The organism is Kribbella sp. NPDC055071 (genome assembly GCF_053608045.1).
This window is the reverse complement of sequence record NZ_JBSGUS010000002.1, coordinates 590,125-613,392: the sequence shown is the minus strand read 5'-3', so window position 1 is coordinate 613,392 and position 23,268 is coordinate 590,125. Positions and strand designations below refer to the sequence as shown.

Annotated in this window: 27 protein-coding genes and 1 pseudogene; 15 read left to right on the top strand and 13 right to left on the bottom strand. The window is 66.7% G+C overall.

The genetic code is table 11. From position 1 onward, the window contains the following. Positions 1–61: 61 nt before the first annotated feature. Positions 62–400: pseudogene (locus ACWF4Z_RS06285) on the bottom strand (ATP-binding protein); the annotation flags it as partial. 734 nt (positions 401–1,134) lie between these two features. Here ACWF4Z_RS06285 and ACWF4Z_RS06280 point away from each other — a divergent pair. Next, on the top strand, positions 1,135–1,965 hold the full coding sequence (locus ACWF4Z_RS06280; protein ID WP_452241875.1) for a hypothetical protein: 831 nt from the start codon (positions 1,135–1,137) through the stop codon (positions 1,963–1,965). Between the two features lie 317 nt (positions 1,966–2,282). On the opposite strand, the gene ACWF4Z_RS06275 is transcribed toward ACWF4Z_RS06280, so the two are convergent. Further along, on the bottom strand, positions 2,283–3,233 hold the full coding sequence (locus tag ACWF4Z_RS06275; protein ID WP_452241874.1) for an NADP-dependent oxidoreductase: 951 nt from the start codon (positions 3,231–3,233) through the stop codon (positions 2,283–2,285). Between the two features lie 49 nt (positions 3,234–3,282). On the opposite strand from ACWF4Z_RS06275, the gene ACWF4Z_RS06270 reads away from it, so the two are divergent. Both ACWF4Z_RS06270 and ACWF4Z_RS06265 read left to right on the top strand, forming a co-directional pair. Beyond that, positions 3,283–3,906, top strand: coding sequence for a TetR/AcrR family transcriptional regulator (locus ACWF4Z_RS06270; protein ID WP_452241873.1), 624 nt, complete (start codon positions 3,283–3,285; stop codon positions 3,904–3,906). Between the two features lie 167 nt (positions 3,907–4,073). Then, on the top strand, positions 4,074–4,487 hold the full coding sequence (locus ACWF4Z_RS06265; RefSeq protein ID WP_452241872.1) for a hypothetical protein: 414 nt from the start codon (positions 4,074–4,076) through the stop codon (positions 4,485–4,487). A gap of 232 nt (positions 4,488–4,719) precedes the next feature. Here ACWF4Z_RS06265 and ACWF4Z_RS06260 read toward each other — a convergent pair whose 3' ends face one another. Further along, positions 4,720–5,385, bottom strand: coding sequence for an HAD family hydrolase (locus tag ACWF4Z_RS06260; protein ID WP_452241871.1), 666 nt, complete (start codon positions 5,383–5,385; stop codon positions 4,720–4,722). A 167-nt stretch (positions 5,386–5,552) separates the two neighbouring features. Next, positions 5,553–6,146 carry a TetR/AcrR family transcriptional regulator gene (locus ACWF4Z_RS06255; protein ID WP_452241870.1) on the bottom strand — a complete coding sequence of 198 codons (594 nt, stop codon included), beginning with the start codon at positions 6,144–6,146 and terminating at the stop codon, positions 5,553–5,555. Between the two features lie 88 nt (positions 6,147–6,234). Between ACWF4Z_RS06255 and ACWF4Z_RS06250 the strand changes: the two genes are divergently transcribed. Both ACWF4Z_RS06250 and ACWF4Z_RS06245 read left to right on the top strand, forming a co-directional pair. Next, positions 6,235–6,987, top strand: a complete 753-nt coding sequence (locus tag ACWF4Z_RS06250) for an SDR family NAD(P)-dependent oxidoreductase (protein ID WP_452241869.1) — start codon at positions 6,235–6,237, stop codon at positions 6,985–6,987. Positions 6,988–7,018: 31 nt separating this feature from the next. Further along, positions 7,019–8,068 (top strand): FAD-dependent oxidoreductase, encoded by a 1,050-nt coding sequence (locus ACWF4Z_RS06245; protein WP_452241868.1) that lies wholly within the window; start codon positions 7,019–7,021, stop codon positions 8,066–8,068. A 175-nt stretch (positions 8,069–8,243) separates the two neighbouring features. On the opposite strand, the gene ACWF4Z_RS06240 is transcribed toward ACWF4Z_RS06245, so the two are convergent. After that, positions 8,244–8,903: a hypothetical protein gene (locus tag ACWF4Z_RS06240; RefSeq protein WP_452241867.1), complete on the bottom strand. Its 660-nt coding sequence runs from the start codon at positions 8,901–8,903 to the stop codon at positions 8,244–8,246. Positions 8,904–9,031: 128 nt separating this feature from the next. Here ACWF4Z_RS06240 and ACWF4Z_RS06235 point away from each other — a divergent pair, with 128 nt between their 5' ends. The 5 genes from ACWF4Z_RS06235 to ACWF4Z_RS06215 all read left to right on the top strand — a co-directional run bounded on the left by ACWF4Z_RS06235 (position 9,032) and on the right by ACWF4Z_RS06215 (position 12,195). Beyond that, positions 9,032–9,478, top strand: a complete 447-nt coding sequence (locus ACWF4Z_RS06235; protein WP_452241866.1) for an Hsp20/alpha crystallin family protein — start codon at positions 9,032–9,034, stop codon at positions 9,476–9,478. Between the two features lie 64 nt (positions 9,479–9,542). Further along, positions 9,543–9,830, top strand: a complete 288-nt coding sequence (locus tag ACWF4Z_RS06230) for a hypothetical protein (protein WP_452241865.1) — start codon at positions 9,543–9,545, stop codon at positions 9,828–9,830. Between the two features lie 244 nt (positions 9,831–10,074). After that, the gene (locus ACWF4Z_RS06225) at positions 10,075–10,551 is read left to right on the top strand and encodes an Hsp20/alpha crystallin family protein (RefSeq protein WP_452241944.1); all 477 of its coding nucleotides are present in this window, start codon (positions 10,075–10,077) and stop codon (positions 10,549–10,551) included. Then, positions 10,548–10,913: a J domain-containing protein gene (locus ACWF4Z_RS06220; protein ID WP_452241864.1), complete on the top strand. Its 366-nt coding sequence runs from the start codon at positions 10,548–10,550 to the stop codon at positions 10,911–10,913. The genes ACWF4Z_RS06225 and ACWF4Z_RS06220 overlap by 4 nt, the downstream gene beginning before the upstream one ends. Before the next feature lie 937 nt (positions 10,914–11,850). Continuing rightward, entirely contained in the window at positions 11,851–12,195 is a 345-nt protein-coding gene (locus tag ACWF4Z_RS06215) for a MerR family transcriptional regulator (RefSeq protein WP_452241863.1), read from the top strand. A 232-nt stretch (positions 12,196–12,427) separates the two neighbouring features. Here ACWF4Z_RS06215 and ACWF4Z_RS06210 read toward each other — a convergent pair whose 3' ends face one another. From ACWF4Z_RS06210 to ACWF4Z_RS06190, 5 genes are all read right to left on the bottom strand, one after another. Beyond that, entirely contained in the window at positions 12,428–13,456 is a 1,029-nt protein-coding gene (locus ACWF4Z_RS06210) for a hypothetical protein (protein WP_452241862.1), read from the bottom strand. Between the two features lie 37 nt (positions 13,457–13,493). Beyond that, a complete protein-coding gene (locus ACWF4Z_RS06205; protein ID WP_452241861.1) occupies positions 13,494–13,838 on the bottom strand; it encodes a hypothetical protein in 345 nt (114 codons plus the stop codon). Between the two features lie 103 nt (positions 13,839–13,941). After that, positions 13,942–14,571 carry a ferritin-like domain-containing protein gene (locus ACWF4Z_RS06200; protein ID WP_452241860.1) on the bottom strand — a complete coding sequence of 210 codons (630 nt, stop codon included), beginning with the start codon at positions 14,569–14,571 and terminating at the stop codon, positions 13,942–13,944. 12 nt (positions 14,572–14,583) lie between these two features. Then, positions 14,584–15,243 (bottom strand): ferritin-like domain-containing protein, encoded by a 660-nt coding sequence (locus ACWF4Z_RS06195; RefSeq protein ID WP_452241859.1) that lies wholly within the window; start codon positions 15,241–15,243, stop codon positions 14,584–14,586. A gap of 62 nt (positions 15,244–15,305) precedes the next feature. Next, a complete protein-coding gene (locus ACWF4Z_RS06190; RefSeq protein WP_452241858.1) occupies positions 15,306–16,010 on the bottom strand; it encodes a class E sortase in 705 nt (234 codons plus the stop codon). A gap of 228 nt (positions 16,011–16,238) precedes the next feature. Here ACWF4Z_RS06190 and ACWF4Z_RS06185 point away from each other — a divergent pair, with 228 nt between their 5' ends. Both ACWF4Z_RS06185 and ACWF4Z_RS06180 read left to right on the top strand, forming a co-directional pair. Next, on the top strand, positions 16,239–16,904 hold the full coding sequence (locus tag ACWF4Z_RS06185; protein ID WP_452241857.1) for a lysophospholipid acyltransferase family protein: 666 nt from the start codon (positions 16,239–16,241) through the stop codon (positions 16,902–16,904). A gap of 84 nt (positions 16,905–16,988) precedes the next feature. Then, the gene (locus ACWF4Z_RS06180; RefSeq protein ID WP_452241856.1) at positions 16,989–17,627 is read left to right on the top strand and encodes a TetR/AcrR family transcriptional regulator; all 639 of its coding nucleotides are present in this window, start codon (positions 16,989–16,991) and stop codon (positions 17,625–17,627) included. Here the strand turns inward: ACWF4Z_RS06180 and ACWF4Z_RS06175 are convergent. From ACWF4Z_RS06175 to ACWF4Z_RS06165, 3 genes are read right to left on the bottom strand one after another with little or no spacing between them, the layout of a single operon-like run. Further along, on the bottom strand, positions 17,597–18,556 hold the full coding sequence (locus ACWF4Z_RS06175) for an SDR family NAD(P)-dependent oxidoreductase (RefSeq protein WP_452241855.1): 960 nt from the start codon (positions 18,554–18,556) through the stop codon (positions 17,597–17,599). The two genes, ACWF4Z_RS06180 and ACWF4Z_RS06175, sit on opposite strands and share 31 nt — an antisense overlap. Then, a complete protein-coding gene (locus ACWF4Z_RS06170; protein WP_452241854.1) occupies positions 18,553–18,987 on the bottom strand; it encodes an SRPBCC family protein in 435 nt (144 codons plus the stop codon). Before ACWF4Z_RS06170 ends, ACWF4Z_RS06175 begins: the two co-directional genes overlap by 4 nt. 57 nt (positions 18,988–19,044) lie before the next feature. After that, entirely contained in the window at positions 19,045–19,914 is an 870-nt protein-coding gene (locus ACWF4Z_RS06165; protein ID WP_452241853.1) for a MerR family transcriptional regulator, read from the bottom strand. Between the two features lie 104 nt (positions 19,915–20,018). On the opposite strand from ACWF4Z_RS06165, the gene ACWF4Z_RS06160 reads away from it, so the two are divergent. The 3 genes from ACWF4Z_RS06160 to ACWF4Z_RS06150 are packed head-to-tail and all read left to right on the top strand — an operon-like array spanning position 20,019 to position 23,265. After that, a complete protein-coding gene (locus tag ACWF4Z_RS06160; RefSeq protein ID WP_452241852.1) occupies positions 20,019–21,272 on the top strand; it encodes an NAD(P)/FAD-dependent oxidoreductase in 1,254 nt (417 codons plus the stop codon). Beyond that, complete coding sequence (locus tag ACWF4Z_RS06155) at positions 21,269–22,006, top strand: DUF1365 domain-containing protein (RefSeq protein ID WP_452241851.1); 738 nt, start codon at positions 21,269–21,271, stop codon at positions 22,004–22,006. The genes ACWF4Z_RS06160 and ACWF4Z_RS06155 overlap by 4 nt, the downstream gene beginning before the upstream one ends. After that, complete coding sequence (locus ACWF4Z_RS06150; protein ID WP_452241850.1) at positions 22,003–23,265, top strand: class I SAM-dependent methyltransferase; 1,263 nt, start codon at positions 22,003–22,005, stop codon at positions 23,263–23,265. The genes ACWF4Z_RS06155 and ACWF4Z_RS06150 overlap by 4 nt, the downstream gene beginning before the upstream one ends. Positions 23,266–23,268: the final 3 nt, after the last annotated feature.

Below are 23,268 nucleotides of genomic sequence, written 5' to 3'. Positions count from 1 at the left end.
GGAGCCTCGTATCGTCGGCGTTATCGATGACCAGCAGCCACCGTTGGGTCAATCTGTCCAGGAGACGCCAGACCAGATCAGGGCCGCTGCCTGTGTCGGACCAGGCATCCTCGATCTCGGCGTCAGAGGCCCCCAGTTCCGCTGCAAGCAGCTGCATTCCAGTGTCGAGCTGGGTGGCTGTGGCGGCGGATACCCACCAAACGCGAACTCCGGCGCGGCCCAGGCTCCATGCGACCAGTTGCGCAACGGTGGTCTTCCCCGCCCCACCCATGCCGTGTAGGACACACACCCGGGGTTGGTGACGGCCGCGCCAGCTGTGCAGAGCGATGAGCTGCTCAACCAGTCGATCACGTCCCCGGATGTCCGGGTCGGTTACCTCCGGCGGGCGAAGCGACGCCATCGAGGCCCGTGCAGATCCAACTCGCCGGTCGGGTTTACGCGGAGCCGTCGTCGCACCGACCCCGGACTCTCCGTTTCCACCCGCAAGACGGTCCTGAACCACAGCCGACACGACGAGCAGCATCACCACCCCGGCTGTTGCCGACCAGATCACCGCAGGGTTGTGGACCCAGCGCCAAGCCGGCAGCATCCCCGTACCAATGTTGGTCGCCATCCCAAGCGTTGCGGCGAGGGCGACAACCGCGGCCGCCAACACCGCGCCGGCGCGACGCCGGGTAGGCCCGTTCATTGCCAGCCCCTCCGCAGAACGCTTCTGTCGGCGCCGACTTCGGGTACGGCGGCGTACCTGCTTCGATCCGCTGCGGGAGTCGCGGCGATCCGGCCACGAGGTTCGCGTTCCACGATCCGATGCTTCGAGCACGACGTCGCAGAAGACGCCTGTACCGAAACGTGCCGAACCAGGCCCAGAACCCACCCAACTGAAGTCACCGCAGCCCCCTACCGGCGCGCCGCGAGGACTACGGCGCGTCACCGCCCCTCACCGTGCCCGATACACAGCCAACTGTCTACTCAATGAAGAGAACTCGGTGGTGCCGGCCAGGAGCAAATGATTGACGCTGATGGGAGGATGACTTCAAGTCGCAGAGAAGAAGTGTGCAGCAAGGTTCACCCGAAACCTCTCAGCGACTGCATCCACTGGCTTGACGACAGTTAACGCCGAGGAAGGATGAGGACGTGGCAGAAGACGGCATCCCAGGCCCCCTCGCCGTGGAAGTCTGGACGGAACCAGGCGATACAGAGAAGCCCAACGAGGATTGGCACTTCGTCGACCAGCACATCCCAGGAGTCGTCCTGCTGGACGGCGGCACCGCCCGCACGGGCACCGGGTGCCGCCACGGAGTGGCCTGGTTTACGTCCCGATTAGGTACAGCTCTCAGAAAGCGCCTCCCGACCGGACCGCTCCCACACATCCTCCACTCGGCAATAGAGCAAGTGGCCTCCGAACACCGCGCCACCTGCGACCTCAGCCACCCTGCCACCCCGTCGGCGGCCGTCGGAATCGTTCGCAGACACACAGCAGACACCTGGGAGTACCTCGTCCTCGGCGACATCACCTTGCTCGTCCAGAACGAACTTGGACTGACCGTGATCGAAGACCTCCGCATCAACGCCGCAGCCACAGCCGAGAGAGCCGCAGCAGACCGCTTCCCGATCGGAACAGCCGAGAAGACGATCGCGCTCGTCAAGATGAAGCACGCCGAGCTCAGCGAACGTAACCGCACCTACTGGACCGCAGCCGCCGACCCAACCGCCGCAGAGCACGCAATCGTCGGAACACTCAACGACGTAGCACGGATCGCCCTCCTCACCGATGGCGCCGCCCGTGCACACACCTTCGGCCTCGCCAACTGGGCACAGGTACTCACCCGCGTCACCGAACCCAACGGACCACAGGCCCTCATCAAAGAAGTGCGCGAAACCGAGGAATCGGACGAATCCGGCCGCAAGTTCCCCCGCAACAAACGCTCCGACGACGCCACCGCCGTCGGCCTAACAACAACTTGACCGTCGAGGCCGTCGCCAAGCACAACGTTAAGAATTGCGACTCGATCCCGTTGCCACGAGATTCGGCAAGCCATGCAGAGCTCAGCGGTCAGTTGTGCCCGGGAGAGAACTCCCGGAGCGGAGGCATACCCGCGGCCTCCAGATCCTCGTCGAGGCACCCCGGTTCGGCAGAGTAGGCGTCGGCCCAAATCTGAGGCTCATCGATTGCTCCAGCTCGGCATCCACGCGCTCATCGATCTGAGCTGGATCGGTGGCGCCAGCTGGATCCGCTGCTGTTGCAGTCCCAAACGTAGACGGACAGATCAGGGTCTCGACCGTCAGTGCACCAACACGATTTTCCCGCGAGCGTGCCGGGTCTCGCTCAACTCATGGGCGGCCGCGACCTCGTCGAGGGGAAACGCGGCGGCAACCGGCACGCTCAGTTTGCCCTCGGCAGCGAGCGCGACAGCGATCGCAAGCCCATGTACCGCGAGAGTGTCGGCACCCGCTCCCAGAGAGGTCCCCGTCTCGTCGGCCGGCGCACTGTGCGAGATGTGTACGCCGTGCGCTGCCGCCTCGAAATCGGCGATCGTCACCACCTTTGCCGGGTCTCCCACGATGGCGATGAGGTCCGGTAACGCACCTCCTGCACAGTCGAACGCCGCATCGACACCGGCCGGCGCCAACGCGTTGACCCGCTCGACAAGCCCGGCTCCGTACGTCGTCGGCTCAGCACCAAGGGACCGCAGGAAGTCGTGGTTGCGCTCGCTCGCGGTACCGATCACGCGCGCGCCACGAGCCACCGCGAACTGGACCGCGACCGTCCCCACAGCTCCGGCCGCACCCTGCACCAGCACGGTCTGCCCGGCCTTGACCGCGAGCAGATCAAGAACCCGCGTGGCTGTCTCGACACTGCCCGCGGCACCACCCGCTTCTTCCCAACTCCACGCGGACGGCTTCGGCGCCCAGCCGCCCAGAACGGCGAAGTCGGCGTTGGCCGCGCGACCGGTCATGGACGTCACGCCGAACACCTCGTCACCGACCCGTACGCCGCTAACGCCCTCGCCAATCTGGTCGACCACGCCCGCGGCGTCGAAGCCGGTCAGGTACGGGAATGTCGTGGGCACCAGATCGCGAAGTTTCCCCGCGCGGATGTACGTCTCACCGGGCGAAATCCCGGAGGTCCGCACCGCGATGCGAATCTCACCCGGACCGGCTTGTGGCTCCTCCACCTCGGCGACCCGCAGGACGCTGGGCGGACCGTACTCGCTGAACTCGATTGCTCTCATGCGGCCGAACGTAACGGAACACCCCGTCCGCTTAGCTAAAGTGAGAGAGGTGACGGCACAAGTGGGAACGAAGCTCCGGTCCGACGCCCGCGACAACCGGGACCGGATTCTCGCCGTGGCCAGGCTGGCCTTCGCCGCCGACGGACTCGATGTGTCGATCCGGGAGATCGCCCGGCGGGCAGAGGTCGGCGTCGCGACCGTGTACCGGCACTTCGAAACCAAGGACGAACTGCTGACCGAGGCGTTCTCCGAGCAGGTGCGGCTGTGCTCCTCGCTGGTCGAAGAGGGACTCGCCGCCGATGATCCATGGACCGGCTTCAGCACGGTCGTCGAGAAACTGCTGGAGATGCACGCGCTCGATCGTGGCTTCGCGCGCGCGTTCACCTCGCAGCTCCCGCGCGCGTCAGGTTTCACCGCCGAGCGCGATCGCTCACTCCGGCTGGCGCTGGAGCTCATCCGTCGTACCAAGGAAGCCGGCTACCTGCGGGACGATTTCGTCCTGGAAGACCTCAGCCTGGCCATGATGGCCAACGAGGGCATCCGGGCCGCTTCATCCCAGCAGCGCGTGGCAGCGACCCGGCGGTTCGCCGCCCTGATCCTCCAGTCGTTCCAGGCCAAGCCAGTCGCAGCACCACTACCGCCACCCGTGCGACTACCCCTCACTCCTCGGTAGCTTGCCGCATGACTTCCTGAACCTCCGAGGACCCGCGGCGTCGCTTTCGGCGACGTCCGGATCGAGCCAGCCCGTCGCCGCGCTGATCAGCGGTGCCGGAGGCAACCATTAACCGCGGCGATCGTAGAATGCCGATCAAAATTCCTTGGTAACTAAAGAGGAGCAAGATGAGGCACAAGATCGGCAGAGCCGCGACGGCGGTCGCGGCCCTGGGAATCGTCGCCGCCACCCTCGGCGCCGGAACCGCCCAGGCCGGTACCGGGAACACCGGCGAAGCGTTCTACCGTAACGGTCATGAAGTGGCGTACGTGATCTTCGAGTCGAGAGACTCGGGCGGACCCGAGGTCGTCGAGGTCGGCGATCAGATGGCGGACAACCACTACGTCTGGGTCGAGGTCTGGGACGCCACCGCGGGGGGTCGCAAGGCCGTCTGCTCGACCAGCGGCGTGAGCTGGAAGGTCTGCTCGGTCGACATTCCCGAGGGTCACAAGGTCCGCCTCAACGTCTACCGGCTGAACCCCACCGACTCGGACTTTCTGGGCGAACTGCACACATCGACAGGCGCGCTGCCCGTAGCGTGACCTGACCTGGGGTGGTGAGCTCGTCGAGGTCGGCGTACCACCCGTCCTCGTCGTCGCCCGCCGCGGTTCGGTTGCGGCGGGCGAAGCGGATGAAGGCGATGAGCAGGATCGGACCGAGGAACATCGCGGTCGCTGGCGCCCCGCCCGCGTGCAGGGCACGCCGTATGACCTTGAAACGGCTGGTTGCCGCCGATGAAAGCTGGCTACCGGCGTGGCCATGACGCTCTGGGCTTTAGGCAAGGGGAGTTTCGTCCAGGGCTTGGGTGAGGTCGCGTGGGGTGTCGTAGATGGCGATCGCACCGGCCTCCTGGAGTTCGTCGTCGCCGAAACCACCGGACCGTACGGCGATCGCCGGCATCCCGGCCTTCTTTGCTGCCTTGATGTCCCATACCGAGTCACCGATCAGCACGCTCGGCGCATCGGATCGTGCGCCCAGCTTCCGCAGCGCCACCTGCAACAGGTCCGGCGCCGGCTTGGACTTCTCCACGTCGGCGCTGCTGGTCCAGTCCTCGACGATGCCGCGGGCATCCAACTTGTCTACGAACACTTCGACCTGGTTCTGCCGGCCAGAACTTGCCAGCACCAGCCGATGGCCGCGCTCCCTGATTGCCAAAAGCAAATCGCGCGCACCGGGCAGCGGCGCCATCTCCTCGATCATCGCCTTGACTTCCGCACCCTGCCGCTCCCGGGCCTGGTCACCCACCCGGCGTTCGAGATCCTCGCCGCCGAGCGCGGTCAACAGCTGATCGCCGCCCATACCGATCAGCCGGTGCAAACGCCAGACCGGAAACGTCTCCCCCACCGAACGCAACGCCCGGTACCACGCGAGCGCGTGCTGGTAGTTCGAATCGATCAACGTTCCGTCGATGTCCAGGACGGCAATGATGGAGTCGGCCATGGCATCCGGTACCCCTGGACTTCGGCCCCAACCGCAGGACCACCCATCCGGCGTAGCCGCGGCTCGCGGACCTGGGACAGCAGATCGTGACTACTGCCCAGGGCAGGGAAGCCCTCGCCCGTGCGCACGACCTGCTTTCAACTGCCGAAGGCCGGGCATACGACCACCTATCTCGACTCTGGGGGCAGTAGTGCGTGCAGTTGGGTGATCAGAGACGCGGTGGTTGAAGGGGCGTCCTGGAGCAGGTTCTGGCACAGGAAGACGCCCATACTCAGCGCTATCAATGCCCATGCGGCGTCAGAAGTGTTCGTCGCCGGCGTAGTGTCCAAGCGGTCGATCAGCGTCATCAGCGCGGTGTGGAGCTCGGCGCCGACGCGGCGCTGGGACATCAAGGTGTCCGGTGCGCGAGCAGCCTCGGCCCAGACCTGGATCACCAATGCTGCGGAGCCGTCGGACTCCGGGACGGTGATCAGCTCCCGATGGATGAGATCGATGATCTCCGGTACGTCGAGCGCCGGTTCCGCTGTGGCCGCCTCGCGCACAGCCTGGACCACTGGGGCCATCACCGAGTCCGCCAGCGCTGCGATGATCGCCTGCTTGCTGGGGAAGTAGCGGTAGACCGCGCCGGTCGACAAGCCGGCCTCAGCGAAGATGTCGGGCATCGAGGTGGCGTGGAAGCCGTTGCGTGCGAAGCAGCTCGCCGCGGCGTCCAGGATCTGCCGGCGGCGGGCGTCGAGGTGCTCCTGGGTGACGCGTGGCATGTCACATTATAGAACGATCATTCGCCTTGACCTCCGAAGCGCGGTCCGCTTTCCTAGAAGAAAGATCATTCGTTTTATAGGAGAACTCATGGCTGACGCCGCACATCCACCGGTCGCGCTGATCACGGGCGGAGGGTCGGGGATCGGACGAGCGGCGGCGATGCTGTTCGCCCAGCACGGCTGGCAGGTGGTGATCAGCGGACGTCGCGAGGCGCCGCTGGCCGAGACCGCCGCCTTGCACGCCGGCATTTCCTTCGAGGTCGCCGACGTCACCGAACCGGACCAGGCCCGGAAACTCGTCGCGCGCGCCGTCGCGGCCCATGGCCGACTGGACGCCTTGGTCAGCAACGCCGGGATGTTCGGTACGACGAGCACCGAAGACGTCGATCCCGCCGTACTGGCGGCGCTGTTCGGGACCAATGTGTTCGCTCCTGCTTACCTGCTCGGCGCCGCGATCCCGCACCTGCGGGCGAGTCAGGGGTCAGTGGTCAACGTCAGTAGCGCAGCCGCGCAGAACCCTCAACCGGGCGGCGGCGCGGTCTACGCCGCCAGCAAGGCCGCTCTGGACTACCTGACCAGGTCGTGGGCCGCGGAACTGGCCGGAGACAAGATCCGCGTCAATGCGGTCGCACCCGGGCCCACCGAGACTCCCATCCTTTCCGGGGTGCTTCCACCCGACAGGTTGGCGGAGATGAAGCGCCTCGAGGCCGAGCAGCTCCCGCTCAAGCGGCGCGGCGAGCCGGACGAAGTCGCGCGCTGGATCTACCTGCTGGCCGAACCGGCGTCGAGCTGGATCACCGGTCAGGTCATCGCAGCCGACGGCGGCATGGCCGTCGCCTGAGCCCCACCCTCCACCGGGAAGGAAGCACAGCATGAACAAAGTTCTCATCGTCGGCGCTGGGCTGACCGGTCTGTCGCTGGCATCCGGGCTGCGCCTGCGCGGCACCGAGCCTGTGGTGGTCGAACAAGCGCCGGTCATCACCGAGGCCGGCTGGGCCATCGGCCTGTCCAGCCGTCATCTCGGCGCCTTGGACGAGCTCGGCATCGACTGGCGCGTCTGGCCGGGGCAGCAGACAAAGAACGTCCTGATCTTCGACGGCCGCACCGGTGTGCTCGACCACATCCGGGAGGGTAGGTCGGTCGTCTTCTCCCGCACCGAACTGCAACTCTCGCTACTCGAACCCGTCGCAGACCTGGTGCGCACGGGAGTCCGGCCCACCGAGCTCACCGACCACGGCGACCGCGTCGAGGTCCGATTCGACGACGGCCGCGCGGAAAGCTTCGACGCGGTCATCGGTGCCGACGGCATCAATTCCTGGACACGCCAGCACGCCCTGGAAGGTTCGACCACCGGCTTCACCGGATGCGCGGTCGTGCGGTTCCACGCCCCGAACGTCGACAACCTCGACGTGAACTGTATCGCCGTGGGCGACGACGCGACCCTGGGCTACCTACTGCTGGACGGAGGGAAGAAGTTCCACGGCATAGTGTTCCTCTCCGGCGACGCCGGCAACCGCCGCGAGCTCAGCCTGCCCCAGCTGGCCGACCTGTTCCCCCACGTCACCGGGCCACTCGCCGGCGTGCGCGACGCCATGCGCACCGAACCAGACAGCTACTACACCAACATCAACCAGGCCCTCGTACCGCGATGGTCGCGCAATCGGGTCGCAGTCATGGGCGACGCCGCCCACGCCATGTCCCCCATCTTGGGCCAAGGCGCAGGCGCGGGGCTGCAAGATGCCGCACTGCTGGCCGACCTCCTGACTCTGCCCCACATGCCCGTCCCGCACGCACTCGCCAGCTACGAACACATCCGCAAACCCCAAGCACAGAAGGTCCAACGCGCCTCACTCGCGACCAGCCATGCACTGAGGACGGCAGCAAAACCATCGGACATCTTCCCCGACTTCACCACGCTCTGACCTGTGGAGCAGTTGACTGTGGACTAGATGGGTGGACTCGGGTAACCGACGGGCCTGGCGACATGCATCCACGTCGGGTTGATCAAGCTCTGTGAGCGATGACGAGCAGGTACCCCGCAGGAACCTTCGCGCGGTCGGCGCATTCGTGGACCGCCGGGGCAGCGCCCTTGTCAGGTCAGGTGGCGTGGCGTAACTGGTTCGTGGTCGTGGTGATGTCGGCGGCCTGTTCGGCCAGTGTGGGGTGGGTGTGCTGGAGCTTGGTCCCGGCGTCGGCAAGCGGTGACAGCAGGGTCGCGGTGTCGGAGTTGCCGAGTGCGTGGAAGACGCGGTCGACGGCTACTTGGGTGGCGGGATCGAGGCCGTCGAGGGCGGTGATCTGTGCGGCCAGTCGGCGCAGCCGGGCTGCGTTGGTGCGGGCCCATTGGTTGACGGAGCGGTCACCGGCGCGGCGATCGCGGGCCGCCTGCACTCGCTCTTCGCCAGTCATGCCGGCGGGATCGGTGGTGTGGGGATTGAGCCGCAGGTAGCGGCGTTCGGCGGCTTGCCGGCTGGCGACTCCGAGAGCCGGCGCGATCGCGGCCCAGCTTGCTCCGTGGGCGCGGGCTGCGCCGATGAGCAGCGGCTCCCAGGCCGCGAGCCGGTCTTGGACGGCCCGCAGTCCGGCCAGGGCGGTCAGCACGTCGGCCGAGCTGGCGGTACTGGCAGTGTCCGCACGCCCGGTCGGCGCGGTGTCTCCCTGGTGGGCGACCTGATGCACGGTTTCCTCGACGGCGGCGAGCGCGGCTGACGCCGAGGGCTCCGCCTCGTCCGGTGGACTGGTGGCCGTCAGGATCACTTTCTCTTACCTCCATCACGTCAGCGATCCGCTGACATTTCCTACTTGTCATCGTTTCGATGACATGTTAAAAGAGAGGTGCGTATTGACACAACTGTTGGATGAGAACTTTCAGGAGGTGTACGACGATGTTGATGCGCACTGACCCGTTCCGGGACTTGGACCGGTTGGCCCAGCAGTTCTTCGGCAGCCAGGCGGCAGGCACGTGGTCGCGCCCGACCCCGATGCCGATGGATGCCTACCGGCGAGGTGAGCAATACGTCGTGTCGTTCGACCTGCCCGGCGTCTCGCCGGACGCGATCGACCTGGACGTCGAGCGCAATGTGCTCACGGTGAAGGCCGAGCGCCGGCCGCTCGAGCTCGGCGACGGCGTGGAGATGCAGGTCGCGGAGCGTCCGCTCGGGGTGTTCTCGCGCCAGTTGTTCCTGGGCGACACCCTGGACGCCGACCGGATCGAGGCCGCCTACGAAGGCGGCGTGCTAACCCTGACGATCCCGATCGCCGAGAAGGCCAAGCCGCGCAAGATCGCGATCAGCGCCGCGGACAGCGACGACCGCAAGCAGATCGACGCCTGACCCGGGGCCGAACCGCACACCACCCGGTGAAGCGGTGCAGCAAGTTGTCGAAGAGGTGAGATCGATGACGGCAGCCAACCAGGAGCAGACACTCGCCGAGGCCGAGGTCTTCATCGACCTCGTCCTGGGCGATGACGATCTCGTCCGCGCCGAGTTCGACGCGCTGATCGCGGCCTGCTGGGAATCGCCGTCAGAGCCTCCGCGCCGGAAGCTGTCACCACCCGGCGGCGGGAAGGCCGGGCGGCCGCCGCGGCGATGGCCGCGGCGGCACCGGTCCCCGCTCACCGACAGAGCCCCGGCGCCGCGGCCACTGGGCAGGGAGCGCGGCCCTCCACCGGCGCGAAGGCGATGATCTCTCACGATCCCCAGATCAAGATGTTGCCCATGGCAACGAAAGCCTGTTGGAGGTGGTAGCCCGGCCCCGATCGAACTTCTTGACCCGGTGATGCGGCCGCCCGCGCTGACACACACTCGACCCGCGGCGACACCTGACCCTCCGCCGCACCGTCCGTCCTAGGACGACATCACAGCGGGCTGCCGCATCACCACCGGTCCACGAGCCCTATTCACTCAACAAGGATGCAGAGGTGAGCGTGATGACCATCGACGCCATCCGGCACTCAGCGGCCGTGCGGTGGCTGCCGGCCGAACCGCTCGCTCACCTCGACGACATCCACCACCGGACGAGTCGCGGCCTGCGCGCGCTCACCGCTGCGGCACCCTGCGGCGGGGAATCGTCGCCAGGGGTCGATGTCGAAGAAACCGCCGACGAGTTCGTGATCGACCTCGACCTACCCGGTGCCGCGGCGACCGAAGTGATCGTGGAATGGAACGACCGGCACCTCATCGTGCACGCCCAGATCCCGCAGCGCCCCCACAGAGGGCCCCTGCGCCGGCACACCCGGCGGACCGGGCCTGTACGCCACCTCATCACCCTTCCCGGACCGGTGCGGGGCGACAAGATCACCGCCACCCTGACCAACGGCGTACTCACCGTCCACGCACCCAAAACCCACCCCTGCCCCTCGATCTACCTCATCGACGCCGACGCTCCTGACGGGCACCTGCCATGACCGCGCCATCGCTCGACCCGTACGCGATCCTGGGCGTGACCGCCGCTGCCTCCGACGACGACCTCGACCACGCCTTCCGCGGACTCATCCGTCAGCTTCACCCCGACACCCGCACCCCAGAGTCCGCCGATGACGCCGACCGGCGCCTACAGGACCTCCTCAACGCCTATGCCACCCTGCGCGACCCGATCCGCCGCGCCGCCCACGACCGCGCCCTGGCCCAGGCAGCCGCACCCAGCACTCCTGCGCTGCCGACGCGGGGCGCCCAGGCCGTGCCGATCCGACTCGATCCAGCGATCCGGATCGGCCCAGTGCGGTGGGAACCGGCAGCATCAGGAGGAACCCACCATGGCACCCGCTGACGACACCAGGACCCACCGCGAGAACGGCGTCTGGAAGACCCCGCTGGCGCCACAGTTCTGAACCCCTCGCCACCAACCGCTAGCGGCGGGGCCGCTTCCTCGATGCCTCTCCCCCTCCGCAAGCTACCGGCAGCTCATCGCTCGACGGCGGCAGTTCTCAGCCCCAGGCCGAGACCGGGGATCGCCCGCGGCCACCGCGTGGGGTGTGGAGAGCGACCGCTGCAGTTCCCGTACCCCAGCCGCGTGGCCGGACAGCTGAGTGGTAACTCGGCCAAAGCGAGCGCCGTGCGGTGAGGGAAGTTCTCTCGAGGAGCTGCTGAAATCTGTGGTGGCGGGATTAGACATTGCCAGACTGATTGTGTAGTGTTCTTCGTGTTGACAGAGAAGAACAGCGAAGCTGACGTGGACAGCTACCGATCTGTCCAAAGGTTGTGAAGTGGCACGACGGCGGGTTCCGCCGGGCCGATCAGTGAAGGGGCTCGGGTTCCGCCAAGATCCGGTCAGAGTCACTGGAGCCAGTGGTCGCAAAGGGTTCCACGCTTGACGGATGGAAGTAGTTGGTGAAGTCGCAGTTGGTAATCGCAGTAGCAGTAGGTAGTGCGCAGTTCCGTACTCGCAGTTGCTGTTTGTTGTTGAGGTAGCAGTAGGTAGTTGTTGTTCGAGAGAGAAGGGAAGGGATTACACCGTCGGATCGCCCGCCAGTGCCAGTACTTCGCCAGGCGGGTGCCGTAGTTCCATCAGATGGGAAGGTGGTCTTCGGTTACGCATTCAGCGATCCCCGCAGGAACAGCCCCCACGTGGCGTGCTGCGGACAGGCAAGGTCGGCCTCACGGCCGGTAGATGGTGACAATCCACAACCCCTGGGCCCCGGTGCTTCGGCACCGGGGCCCTTCGACATGGAGGTTCGATGACCCCAGACCTGCACACGGAGACACCAATGAGTTCACCCCCGACGACCGGGACGGCCAACTTCGACGACGAGGACTACCCCGCCTACACGATGGGCCGGGCGGCCGAGATGCTCGGCACCACGCCGGGATTCCTGCGCAGCCTGGACGAGGCGAAACTGATCACCCCACAACGCTCCGAGGGGGGCCACCGCCGGTACTCCCGTTACCAGTTGCGGATCGCCGCCCGGGCCCGCGAACTCGTCGATCAAGGCACAGCCCTCGAGGCCGCCTGCCGGATCATCATCTTGGAAGACCAACTCGCCGAGGCTCTGCGACTCAACGAGCAGATGAAGGAACAGGACCGGCAGCGGCGACACGACCAGGCCGAATAGATTCGGTGTGAGCATCGGAGAGTCGTCTCGGGGGAAGCCAAACGGCCTGGCCGCCAGCGCCCGGTCCCAACTAGCAGGCGATTGGACCGGACTCGCCCGTCATGCGCTGGCAGGCCGGGTAAGGCTCACCCCGACCGGCAGGCCGGCGTATCGACTCAAACGTCAGGGGGATGGACGCTGGGGTACCGCGGTCGTGGTCGGCCGCGATCACACGCCGTACGGGCGAGGTCGGCTACAGCGCGAGAGGTGCCACGAAGCGGCGGCGCGGGCGGAGACCGAGCCGCATCAGCCGCAGGTGGCGCAACTCGCGGGAGCACAGCGCCACCTTGCCTGCGAAGCGATGGTCGTTCTGCTCGTGCACCTGCGAAAAGAGGAGACCGGCTTCGCGCATCGCCCGCACTGCGGCGCTCCTGCTCCCGTGCGCTTCGAGGTGGTGCGCGTAGTCGAACAGGGCGCGTGCCAGTTGACGCTTGTGCCACAGGACATGCGCAGCGAGCTCCCGGTAGGCCTCGACAGCCACCCGCATGTTCTCGACCGCGTCGGCGTAGCGTCGTGCCGCGTAGTCGTCCCGCGCCCTTTCCGCGTACGTTTCCGCCTGTGCTTCCCGGGCTTTCAGGTGCGTGCTCTTCTCGTCCTCACTCTGGGCGGCCCGTCGGGTGAGCTCTTCCGTCGTCATCGCCTGGGGAGCCGAACCGAGCATTGCCTCGCGTCGGGCTGCCGCTTCATCGACCTTCGCCACGTACACGCTGCTGTGCTGCGCCAACTCCTGAAAGGTCCTGAACGCAACCTCCGCCAGTCGCCGCGCCTCGACCTCTCCGGTCTCGGCCTCGTACTTCGCGATGAGCTCGGCCAGATCGAGCTGCAGGTTCGCGGTCTCGGCATACAACGCCGCGAATCGGTCCTTGAGAGCACCCTGGCCGGGCGAGAACAGTACTGAGTCATCACCCAGCCGACGGGTGACCCGCTGCGGGTTGTTCAGCTCGCGATCGAGTCTCGAGTAGACGTCCATCGCCTCACGTGCTGCGGACAGGGCCTGGTCGCCGTCGCGGAGCGAATCATGGACCTGGCTCTTGACCGCCAAAGCCTGCGCAAGCAGTACGACGTCGTCGTCCCGGTCGGCCAACGCGACAGCCTCTTCGGCCGCGGCCACCGCGAGCTTGCTCTGCTTCAGCGCCGAATCCCAACGACCATCCTGCACAGCCTGCCTCGCCCGCGCCTGCGCCCGCCGTGCCCGCGCGCTGGAGTCTGCCGCCGACGCCATCCTGTCTCCTTCTCGATCGTCCACCAGCCGCTATTCGTCACGTGTTCGACTCGATCAGCGTATGCAAGACCGGCCGATACCCTGCGAGGTCCTCGAGCGTGGCGAACCGGAGCTCGAGCCAGTCGGTGCGGGTCGGCTCCTTGACGATCGCGGAGTCATCCGCGTAGTCCGCACGGATCTTTCGCCACCCTGCGCGAGTGATCCGGATGTCGATGCGTCCCGGCGCTTCGCTGTGTGCGATCTCGCGTTGACCTAGCCGGATGGCCGGCTTGTCGCCGTACCGGGACCGACACTCCTCGACCGCACCAACAGTAAGCACCAGATCGACGAATCGATCCCAAATTTCGTCGGCGCCTGCCACCTCATCGTTTGGTTCGCGCATGAAGGCCATGATCGCAGCCCACCGCCTCATCGCGGGCCAGAGCGAGCAAACCCGATGACGGCCCGGTCGCCCCCGAGTACGACCGGGCCGTTCGGCGACAGAATTAAAGGGTGATCGCGGCAACGACCTTGGCAGGGTCCTGCAGGAACGGCGCCACGGCCTTGAGGACGTCGGCCTTCGGAATGCCTACCTCGGTCGAGCCTGCGTACACGCCGCCCTCGGCCTTCAGCCCGAGCAGGTTTCCGACGACGGCCGCGTGTCGGGCCTCGACACCGAAGATGCCGGCCGCTGCCTGCAGGATCATCTTGTCCTTCACGAAGCCGGCCGCACCCAGGTACGCGCCCACACCCTTGTTCTCGAAGATGTGTGCCGTCGTCAGGTAGCTCTTCCGGTTGGCAAAAGCGCCACCGAAATCGACGGCAGGCGCACCGACCGGACTGCCGCCGAGCTTCTGGATCGTCGCGGTGATGGTCGCGACGTGCGACGCCTCGTCGGCGCCGATCTGCATCAGGTACTGCTTCTCCTGGCCGGACAGCAACCCCGCCTTGTTGCCCTGCCGATAGAACTCTGCCTCGAGATACTCCAGCGTCAACGCATAGTTCAGTACGTCGATGTCGCTGCCGAAGTCCTTCGCAGCGGCCAGTTCGAACCCGTGGGTGAGTGCGCCCAGCGCAGCCCCCGCCGGTACGGCGGAAGCATTGCCGTGCACCAAGTCGCGAACGGTGTCAGTCATGTGCTGTTCTCCCTACTTCGCGATGAACGGCATGGCGGCCTTGAGCACCGGTGCCATGGCGAGGTGAGCCTCGATCGGCGCCGGGAACGGATTCCCGCCGGAGATCTGCGCGATGATGGCGGCGTGCCGGGACTCGACGCCGGCGATGGACGCGGCGGCGGCCAGGATGTCGCCGTTCTTCACCAGCGGCACCTGGCCGTGGTACGCCTTCACCCCGAGCTCCTCGAAGATGCCCGCAGTCTTCAGGAACGCGGCCCGGGTCGAGAACGTGCCGGTCGGGAACTTCACCTTCGGAGCGGCGACCGGCGTACCACCCAGATCCTGGATGGTCGTCCTGACCGCCGTGACGTGGTTGGCCTCGTGTTGCTGGATCGGCTCGACCAGCTCCAGCTCGCGGCCCTTGAGCAGCTTGGCCTTCAGACCCGCTGTGTAGAACGCCGATTCCAGGTACTCCAGGGTCAGCGCATAGTTGAGGATGTCGAGATCGCTCTTGTCGACCTCGGCACCGAAGCCACGGTCGGCGTTGCCGAAGGCAACTGGATCGCCGGCGCGGGTGGCGACGTACGTCAGACCGACGCCGATCAGGGCCGCGTTGCGCAGGAAGCTGCGCCGGCTCTGCTCGTCACGGAACTCGAGAACCGGACGGCCCCCGAAGATCTGCTTGATACCCATGATTCTCCTTTTGGTGGATCAATTCACCGTGCGAACAGGTCAAGAGCCGGGGTATCGCCTCCTCAACCGGCGCGCGCCTGGACGACGATGCGCTGGTAATGGGCGGTGATCGGGTTGCACGCGAACAAGGTGATGACCTTGGCGCGTGGGTCAGTGGGCTGCTGGAGAATGAACTTCACGTACTGCGCCTGCGGGACGATCGTGGTCTTCACGACCTTGTACGTCGTCCGCCGGGAGCCGACCGTTGCGATGATCGGGTCTCCCGGACGAAGCCTGTCCAGGTACAGGAACGGCTTCTCGTGGGTGCTGCGGTGACCACTGATCACACTGTTACCCGGGCTGCCCGGCAACGGCGTACCGGGCCAGTGCCCGACGCCCGCCACCAGCGCCGCCTCGTCAACCCCGTTGTTCAGCGGCTGCTTCACGCCGAGCCGCGGGATCTCGAGTTCACCCAGTCGCAACTGTTCGCCGGGCTTGGCCTTGATCGCCTCGATCGGGACACCCTCTGCAGGGTTGTCGCCGGCACTGAACTGCGGTTCGACCGGTTTGCCGTCCCGGAGCTGCTCGAGCATCCGGTTGACCAACGCATCATCGGTAGTTGCCCCAGCCAACGGCCGCGCCGACGTCGACGCACCAGCCGCCTGCGCCGGGGCGTTGGCCGACTGTTTGCCTCCGTCGGGGCCGAACACAACGACGGCGAACGCCACCAGGACAGCAAAACCGACACTGCCGGCAAGCCAGCGCCAGACCGGCGTCCAGCCTCTCACCGGCCCGCACCGACAGAACCGCAGATGGAGTGGGCGTGACCTTCGACTTCCGGCACTGCCGATCAGCTCCTCACGAGAATCATTGAGGAGACTTCGGAGCACCCGACGACCCGGATGGGTCCGATCCCGAAATCGCGCACCACTCGACCCACCCACGACGCATCGGATGCGGACCGCGTAGACAGCGTCTACTATTGCCGTAGACACTGTCTACTTCGTGGGGGTCACATGTGGTACTGGCTGTTCAAACATGTTCTCGCCGGCCCTGCGCTGCGGCTGATCGGCCGTCCATCGATCGAGGGGCTGGAACACATCCCGCGCCACGGTCCGGCGATCCTGGCCGGCAATCACCTCGCGCTGGCCGATTCGCTGTACCTGTGTCTGCTCGTCCGTCGTCGCGTCACCTTTGTCGCCAAGTCGGAGTTCTTCGACGGCCGCGGCGTGAAGGGCCGGGTCCGCTGCTGGTTTTTCACGGCAACGGGTCAGGTCCCGATCACCCGATCCGGCGGCCGGGCCGCACGCAGTGCTCTGGACGCGGCCTCCGCGATCCTCAATGCCGGTGGACTGTGGGGAATCTATCCAGAAGGCTCCCGATCGCGTGATGGCAGGCTGTACCGCGGCAAGACCGGCGCGATGCGGGTCGCCCTCGCCACCGGTGCGCCGGTGATCCCGGTCATCGTCCACGGCACCGACCAGGTCAACCCACCCGACAGCCGCCGCTGGCATTTCGGCCGGGTCCACATCACTATCTGCCCGCCACTCGACCTCGCGCCGTACGTCGGCCAGCGGATCACTCAGCAAGTCGTCCGCCAGGCCACCGACCATCTGATGAGCGTTGTGCAGCAGCACTCCGGTCAGGAATACCTCGACATCTACTCGCCCCGAGTCGCTTGAGGAACGTCATCGACCGTACGGCGGCGGGCGGGCGTCGTACGGTCGCTACAGCTGGAGGCGCGAGCAGTGCAGGACAATGTCGCCATGGACAGCATCTCGCTGCGCGATCGACTGATCCGGGACGGCATCGACTTGCTCGAGGAGGAGGGCCTGGAAGGGCTCACCTTGCGCGCGATCACCCGGCGTACGGGCGTCTCCCATGGCGCACCCCGCCGGTACTTCGCGACCCACAACGCTTTGCTGGCGGCGATCGCCGCAACCGGGCTGGCCGATCTCACGTCGCGCCTCGGGCCGATCGCGGGCGATACCGCCGCGCCGGCAGAGGACCGGCTGGTCCAACTCGGCGTGAGTTATCTGGCTTTCTCGAACGAGCGGCCGGCGATGTTCGAACTCATCTTCCGGCACGACCTGCTCGAAGGCGCCGGCGGCAATCTGCGGCAGACCTCGCTCCCGCTCTTCGACACCGTCACAACACTGATCCAGGAAGCACGTCCCGAAGCGACCGACGCGCGCGAACGCGGACTCGCGCTCTGGGCCAACCTTCACGGCCTGGCCACGTTGCGCAGCACCCACGCCCTGGAAATCCTCAACCTCCCCGACGACAACCCCACGCTGTGGATCACCCGCATCGTCCACACCCATCTGACCGACACACCCGACTCTGGAACCACAGCGGCTCGGCGGGATCGTGGTCAGGTGAGGTCGGCTGCGTTCAGGCAGTAGTTCCAGGCGTGCAGGCGGTCTGCTTCGGTTGTTCGGGTGTGCCGCAAGTAGTGGGTCGGGCGCTTCCTGCGGTCGTGCCAGAAACCGCCCGTGGGTGGCGGCGGCTCCGTGGCTGCGAGCCAGACAATCGTGTCGGCACCCTGGTCCGCCGACCGCAGCAGCAGCCTGGCTGCCTTCGCGAAGCCAGGTAGTGACGAGGTCAGCCCTGGTGTGTCCGACCAGCCTGGGTGCATTGCGTACACGCTGATCGCATCGTCGGCGAGCCGAGACGCCAACAGAGGTGTGAGCTCGACCTGAACGCGCTTGGTCCGTGCGTACGCCGTCGCACCGCGATACCCATGCCGCACGTATTCCAGATCGTCTGCCGGCAACGGCTGGGCATACATCCCTCCGGACGAGACCAAGACGACCCGCCCAGCAGTAGACGCCAGCGCAGGCCGAAGTCGCTCGGTCAGCAGCAGCGGCCCGAGGACGTGCGTCGCCAGCGTGAGCTCGTGCCCTTGGGCGCTCTCCTTTCGCCGCGGCGGCAGGACGCCCGCGTTGTGCACGAGGACGTCCAGCCGGTCCACCTCGAGTCCCGCGGTGTAGCGCGCGATGTCGTCCAGGTCAGACACGTCGCAGCGGTCGACCTCGAGCTGCGCGCCGGGCACTTCTCGATGGATTTCTCCGACCGCGGACGCAGCCCGATCGACGTCGCGGACCACCAATCGCACGCGCGCACCGCGCCGTGCGAGTTCGGTCGCGGCAGCCTTGCCGAGTCCCGATGACGCACCGGTGACGATTGCGGTCTTTCCGCGCAGGGCGTCCGACCGCGGATCATCGGCGGGCCACCGGCGGCTGCGCACCCAATAGCCGATGCGGGTGTATCCGGGAACGACGGCTCGGTCGAGCGCTGTGTCGAGGGCGTCACCGAGGACCCCCGGGATCATGGCAGTCGGCCAAGGGCATCGCGCAACCCCTGCTCGGCGTTGTCACCGAGCTTTTTGAACTGCGGACGCAGGAACGGCTCGGCCAACCGCGCCAGCCCCTTGAGCCGGAACTCGGCACGGTAGCTGACGGTGGTGCCACGATCATCGCCGCGGAATGTCATCGTGTCGCGGGCGACGACAGTCTTGTTCTCCCCGCGCAACACAACCCGGAGCGGTCTGGCCAGTTCTTGCACGACATAGATCAAGTCGCTCTCCCGGCCCGCGAAGCGCGACGTGTTCCGGTACGTCGTACCGATCCCGCCATCGCCGTCGGTCCGGACTGTTCTTACGGTGCCGGGATCCCATTCTTCGGTTGTCTCGAAGTCAGCGAGATAGTCGAACACCTGAGTGGCTGGTGCGGTGACGACTACCTCTCGCTCGATCACGATCATGGCTGCGTCCTCCGTTCGATCGGGTCCGCGTGGTCCGCGGTGGTCAGGGTGAGGGAATCAGCGGTCGGCCCATCGCTCGGCCGCGGTGACTGGATCCTCCGCGACGTGTTCGGCGCCGACCGCATCGGCGAATTCAGCAGACGCGCCAGGGCCGGCCAACGCGACCGACCTCTGTCCGCTGAGCCGGACCAGATCGGACCTGATCGCCTCGAACCGGGCGGGGTCAGCGGCAGAAAGCATCACCAGGTCTGGCTCGAGCAGCGCCGCGGTCTGCTCGATGTCGGAGGCCGGCGAATCAGCGCCGAGGTAGGTGACGCGCCAGCCCGCGCGCCGCAGAACCAGCCCGAACGCCAACAGGGCGATGTCGTGCAACTCGCCGGGCGGACAGGCGAGCAGTGCGCGCGGTCCCCGGCCCGTGCTCCACCCGGCGGACATCCCGGCCAGCCGGGACCTGATCAGGTTGCTGGCGAAGTGCTCCTGGCCAACAGTTACCTCTCCGCGTCCCCAGCGCTCGCCGAGATCGTGCAGGTACGGGAGGAGTACGTCGCGGACCGCGGCCTCGATGGTCAGCGAGCCGAACAGTTGATCCAGAACGACGTGCGCGACCCGTTCGTCAAGTTCGTCGAGCGCCTGCTGCAGGGTCGACGTACCGCTCGGCTCGGCACTGTCGTCGACCCGGCGGGATGAGGGTTCGGCCAGCACCGCACGTGCCGCCTCGGCCGCGGAAACTCCATCAGCGAGGTACGCCCGCATCCGGCGAACCCTCCGCAGATCCTCATCCGAGTAGAGCCGAAACCCACCCGGAGAGCGATCAGGTGCGAATAGCCCGTAGCGGGTCTCCCAGGCGCGCAAGACGTGCGGGGTCACCCCCGCGCGCTTGCTGAGCGCGCCGATCCGCAGACCGCCCTGCTGACTGGAGGTGTCCATGCTCACATGCTACAGACCTTCGACACTGGCATTGATCCGCGCTGGATCAGCTGCCTAGACTCTAGACAATCCTTAGACAGCAGTTCAGCCCACGGGAGGTGTCGATGAACGAGACCGTTGCGGTCGTCGGCGCCGGCGTGTCCGGGCTGACCGCCGCCTACCTGTTGGCTCGCAGCTGTGACGTGACCCTCTACGAAGCTGATCCGAGACTCGGCGGCCATGCCGACACCCACGACGTCACCGACCCGGCCGGCCGCCGGCTGGCAGTGGACACCGGGTTCATCGTTCACAACGACCGCACCTATCCGCTCCTACGCCGATTGTTCGCCGAACTCGGCGTCAAGACCCGGCCGACCGAGATGAGCATGAGTATCAGCGATGCTCAGACCGGCATCGAGTTCGCCGGCGGCCGTGGCGCCGCCGGGATCTTCGCGCAGCGCCGGCGGCTGCTCGACCACAAGTTCCTTGCGCTCCTGGTCGAGATTCGCCGCTTCCACCACCGCGCCGCCGCGTACGTCGACCGCAGCGGGGACGAGGACCTCACCACCTTGGGCGAGTTCCTCCGCGCCGAAGGATTCAGCAGTTCCTTCGTCCGGCTGTACGCAGTACCTGTGGTGTCCTGTGTCTGGTCCTGCGGCGGCAGGTCCGCACTGTCTTACCCCGCGCGGTACCTTTTCCGCTTCCTCGACCACCACGGAATGCTCTCGATCGGCGGCGCGCCCCAGTGGCGCACTGTCACCGGCGGATCGCACCGGTACGTCGACGACGTTGCGGAACGGCTGCACGCAGTCAAAGCCGGCATCCCAGTGCGAACGGTGGAGAGGCACGCCGAGGGCGTACGGCTCACCGACGCGTCCGGACGGATGCGCACGTTCGGGCGGGTGGTCCTGGCGACGCACGCCGATCAGGCCCTCGCCCTGTTGGCCGATGCCACCCCGGCGGAGAAGGAGGTGCTGGCGCCGTTCGGGTACAGCCACAACGAGGTCGTGCTGCACACCGACACCTCATTGCTCCCAGCAACGAATAACGCGAGAGCGGCCTGGAACTACGTCGTACGCCGCTCCCCCGACGCCCCACTGGTCACGTACTGGATGAACCGCCTCCAAGGCCTGGAGACCGACGAGACGTACCTCGTGACCCTCAACGGCGGGGATGGCATCGACCCGGCAAAGGTGCTGGCCCGGATGGACTACCGACACCCCGTGTTCACGCCGGAGGTAGTGGCCGCGCAGCGGCGGCTGCCGTCGCTCAACACGGGGCGCACCGCCTTCGCGGGGGCCTACCACGGGTGGGGCTTCCACGAGGACGGCTGCAAGTCCGGCGTGGCAGCCGCCGCCTCGTTCGGAGTGATGTGGTGACGCGCGTCCCGGCGGTGCCTGCGCTGGTGATCGGAACGGTGCGGCACGGCCGAGCCGGTCCCGTGCGGCACGCGTTCCGGCATGGGGTCTACCAGTGGCTGGTCGACCTCGACGACCTGCCCCGACTGCCCTGGTACCTGAGACATCTTGCCCGGTTCGACGTCCGGGACCACTTTGCTGGAACCGGCCCCGCGATCAAGGACGACCTTCGCCGATTTCTCACCGCCCACGGCGTCCATTTCGACGGACGAGTCGTGATGCTCGCGAATGCCAGAGTGCTCGGGCACGTTTTCAACCCACTGAGCGTGTTCTGGTGCATCGACCACGCGGGCCGAACGCTGCATGTGGTCGCCGAGGTGCACAACACCTACGGCGAACGGCATGTCTACTTGCTCGACCTCGACGAGAGCGGTGCAGCCGAGATCGACAAAGAGTTCTACGTTTCGCCGTTCAACGACGTATCCGGCCGGTATCGAATGGACTTCCACCTCGACGCGACCCGGATCCGGGTGTCGATCTCGCTGTCGCGGCACGGCAAGCAGTTCTTCGGCGCCGGCTTCGACGGCGTGCCCCGGCCCGCGACCCGGCGAGCTGTCCTTGCGACCGCGGTCCGGATGCCACTGATGCCTCAACGGGTCTCAGCGCTGATCCGCCTGCACGGAGTGTGGTTGTGGGCCAGGCGCCTCCCAGTCGTCAGCCGGCCCGTGCACGCTGTCCAGAAGGGAATCCAATGAGCACGCTGACGATCGCCGACCCGCTCTGCGTACGGCATCCCATCCTTCGGCCGTTGTGCGTCCGAGCCCGGATCGCCCGGCTCATCGTCAGCCGAATCCTCGATCAGGTCCCGGTGCGTGCCGTTCATCCTGACGGGACCGTCTGGGGTGGCGGCCCGACCGATGGTCCGACACTGCGGATCGTCCGGCCGGACGCCTTGTTCGAGCGGCTCGCGCACAACCCGAAGATCGGGCTCGGCGAGGCCTACATGGCGGGCGACTGGACGGCCGCGGACGGCACCGACCTCGGCGCCCTCCTGACTCCGTTCGCGGCTCGCGTCGCCGGCCTGCTACCGCGACCGCTGCTCCACCTCCGCGGCCTGGTCGAGCAACGCAGTCCACGCAGCCAGCGCAACACCATGATCGGTGCCCGAAGCAACATCAGCGCACACTACGACCTGAGCAACGCACTGTTCGCGGCCTTCCTTGATCCGGGGATGACCTACAGCTCCGCCATGTTCGACCGCGACGTACCCCTGGCCGCACAGTCGCTGGCGGACGCGCAAGCACGCAAGATCAATCGCATCCTGGACCTCGCCGAGGTCAGGCCTGGCAGTCGCGTGCTCGAGATCGGTATCGGCTGGGGAACGCTGGCGATCGCCGCGGCGGGCCGAGGCGCGCGGGTCACCGGCATCACCTTGTCGACCGAGCAGCTCAGCCTGGCCGAGCGACGCGTCGCCGACGCGGGGCTGACCGATGTGATCGACCTGCGCCTACAGGACTATCGGGAAGCCACCGGTTCGTACGACGCGATCGTCAGCGTCGAGATGATCGAGGCGGTCGGCCAAGAATACTGGCCCGCCTATTTCCGGACCTTGGACAAACTGCTGGTGCCCGGTGGAGTTGTCGCACTACAGGCGATCCTGATGGACCACGATCGGATGCTTGCCACCCGACGCTCGTTCGGGTGGGTCCAGAAGTACATCTTTCCTGGCGGCATCATTCCGTCCCGAACCGCGATCGATGAGACCCTCGCCGCGCATACCTCACTCGCCGTCGACGTCGATCACCGTTTCGGGCCGGACTATGCCGAGACCCTGCAGCGATGGCGGCACACGTTCATCGCGAACTGGCCGGCGATCCACGCCGACGGATTCGATGAAACCTTCCGGCGGATGTGGGAGTACTACCTGGCCTACAGCGAGGCCGGCTTCGCGTCCGCCTACCTCGACGTCGGGCACCTACGCCTCACCCGACCAGACGACCACCCAATGCACTAAGTT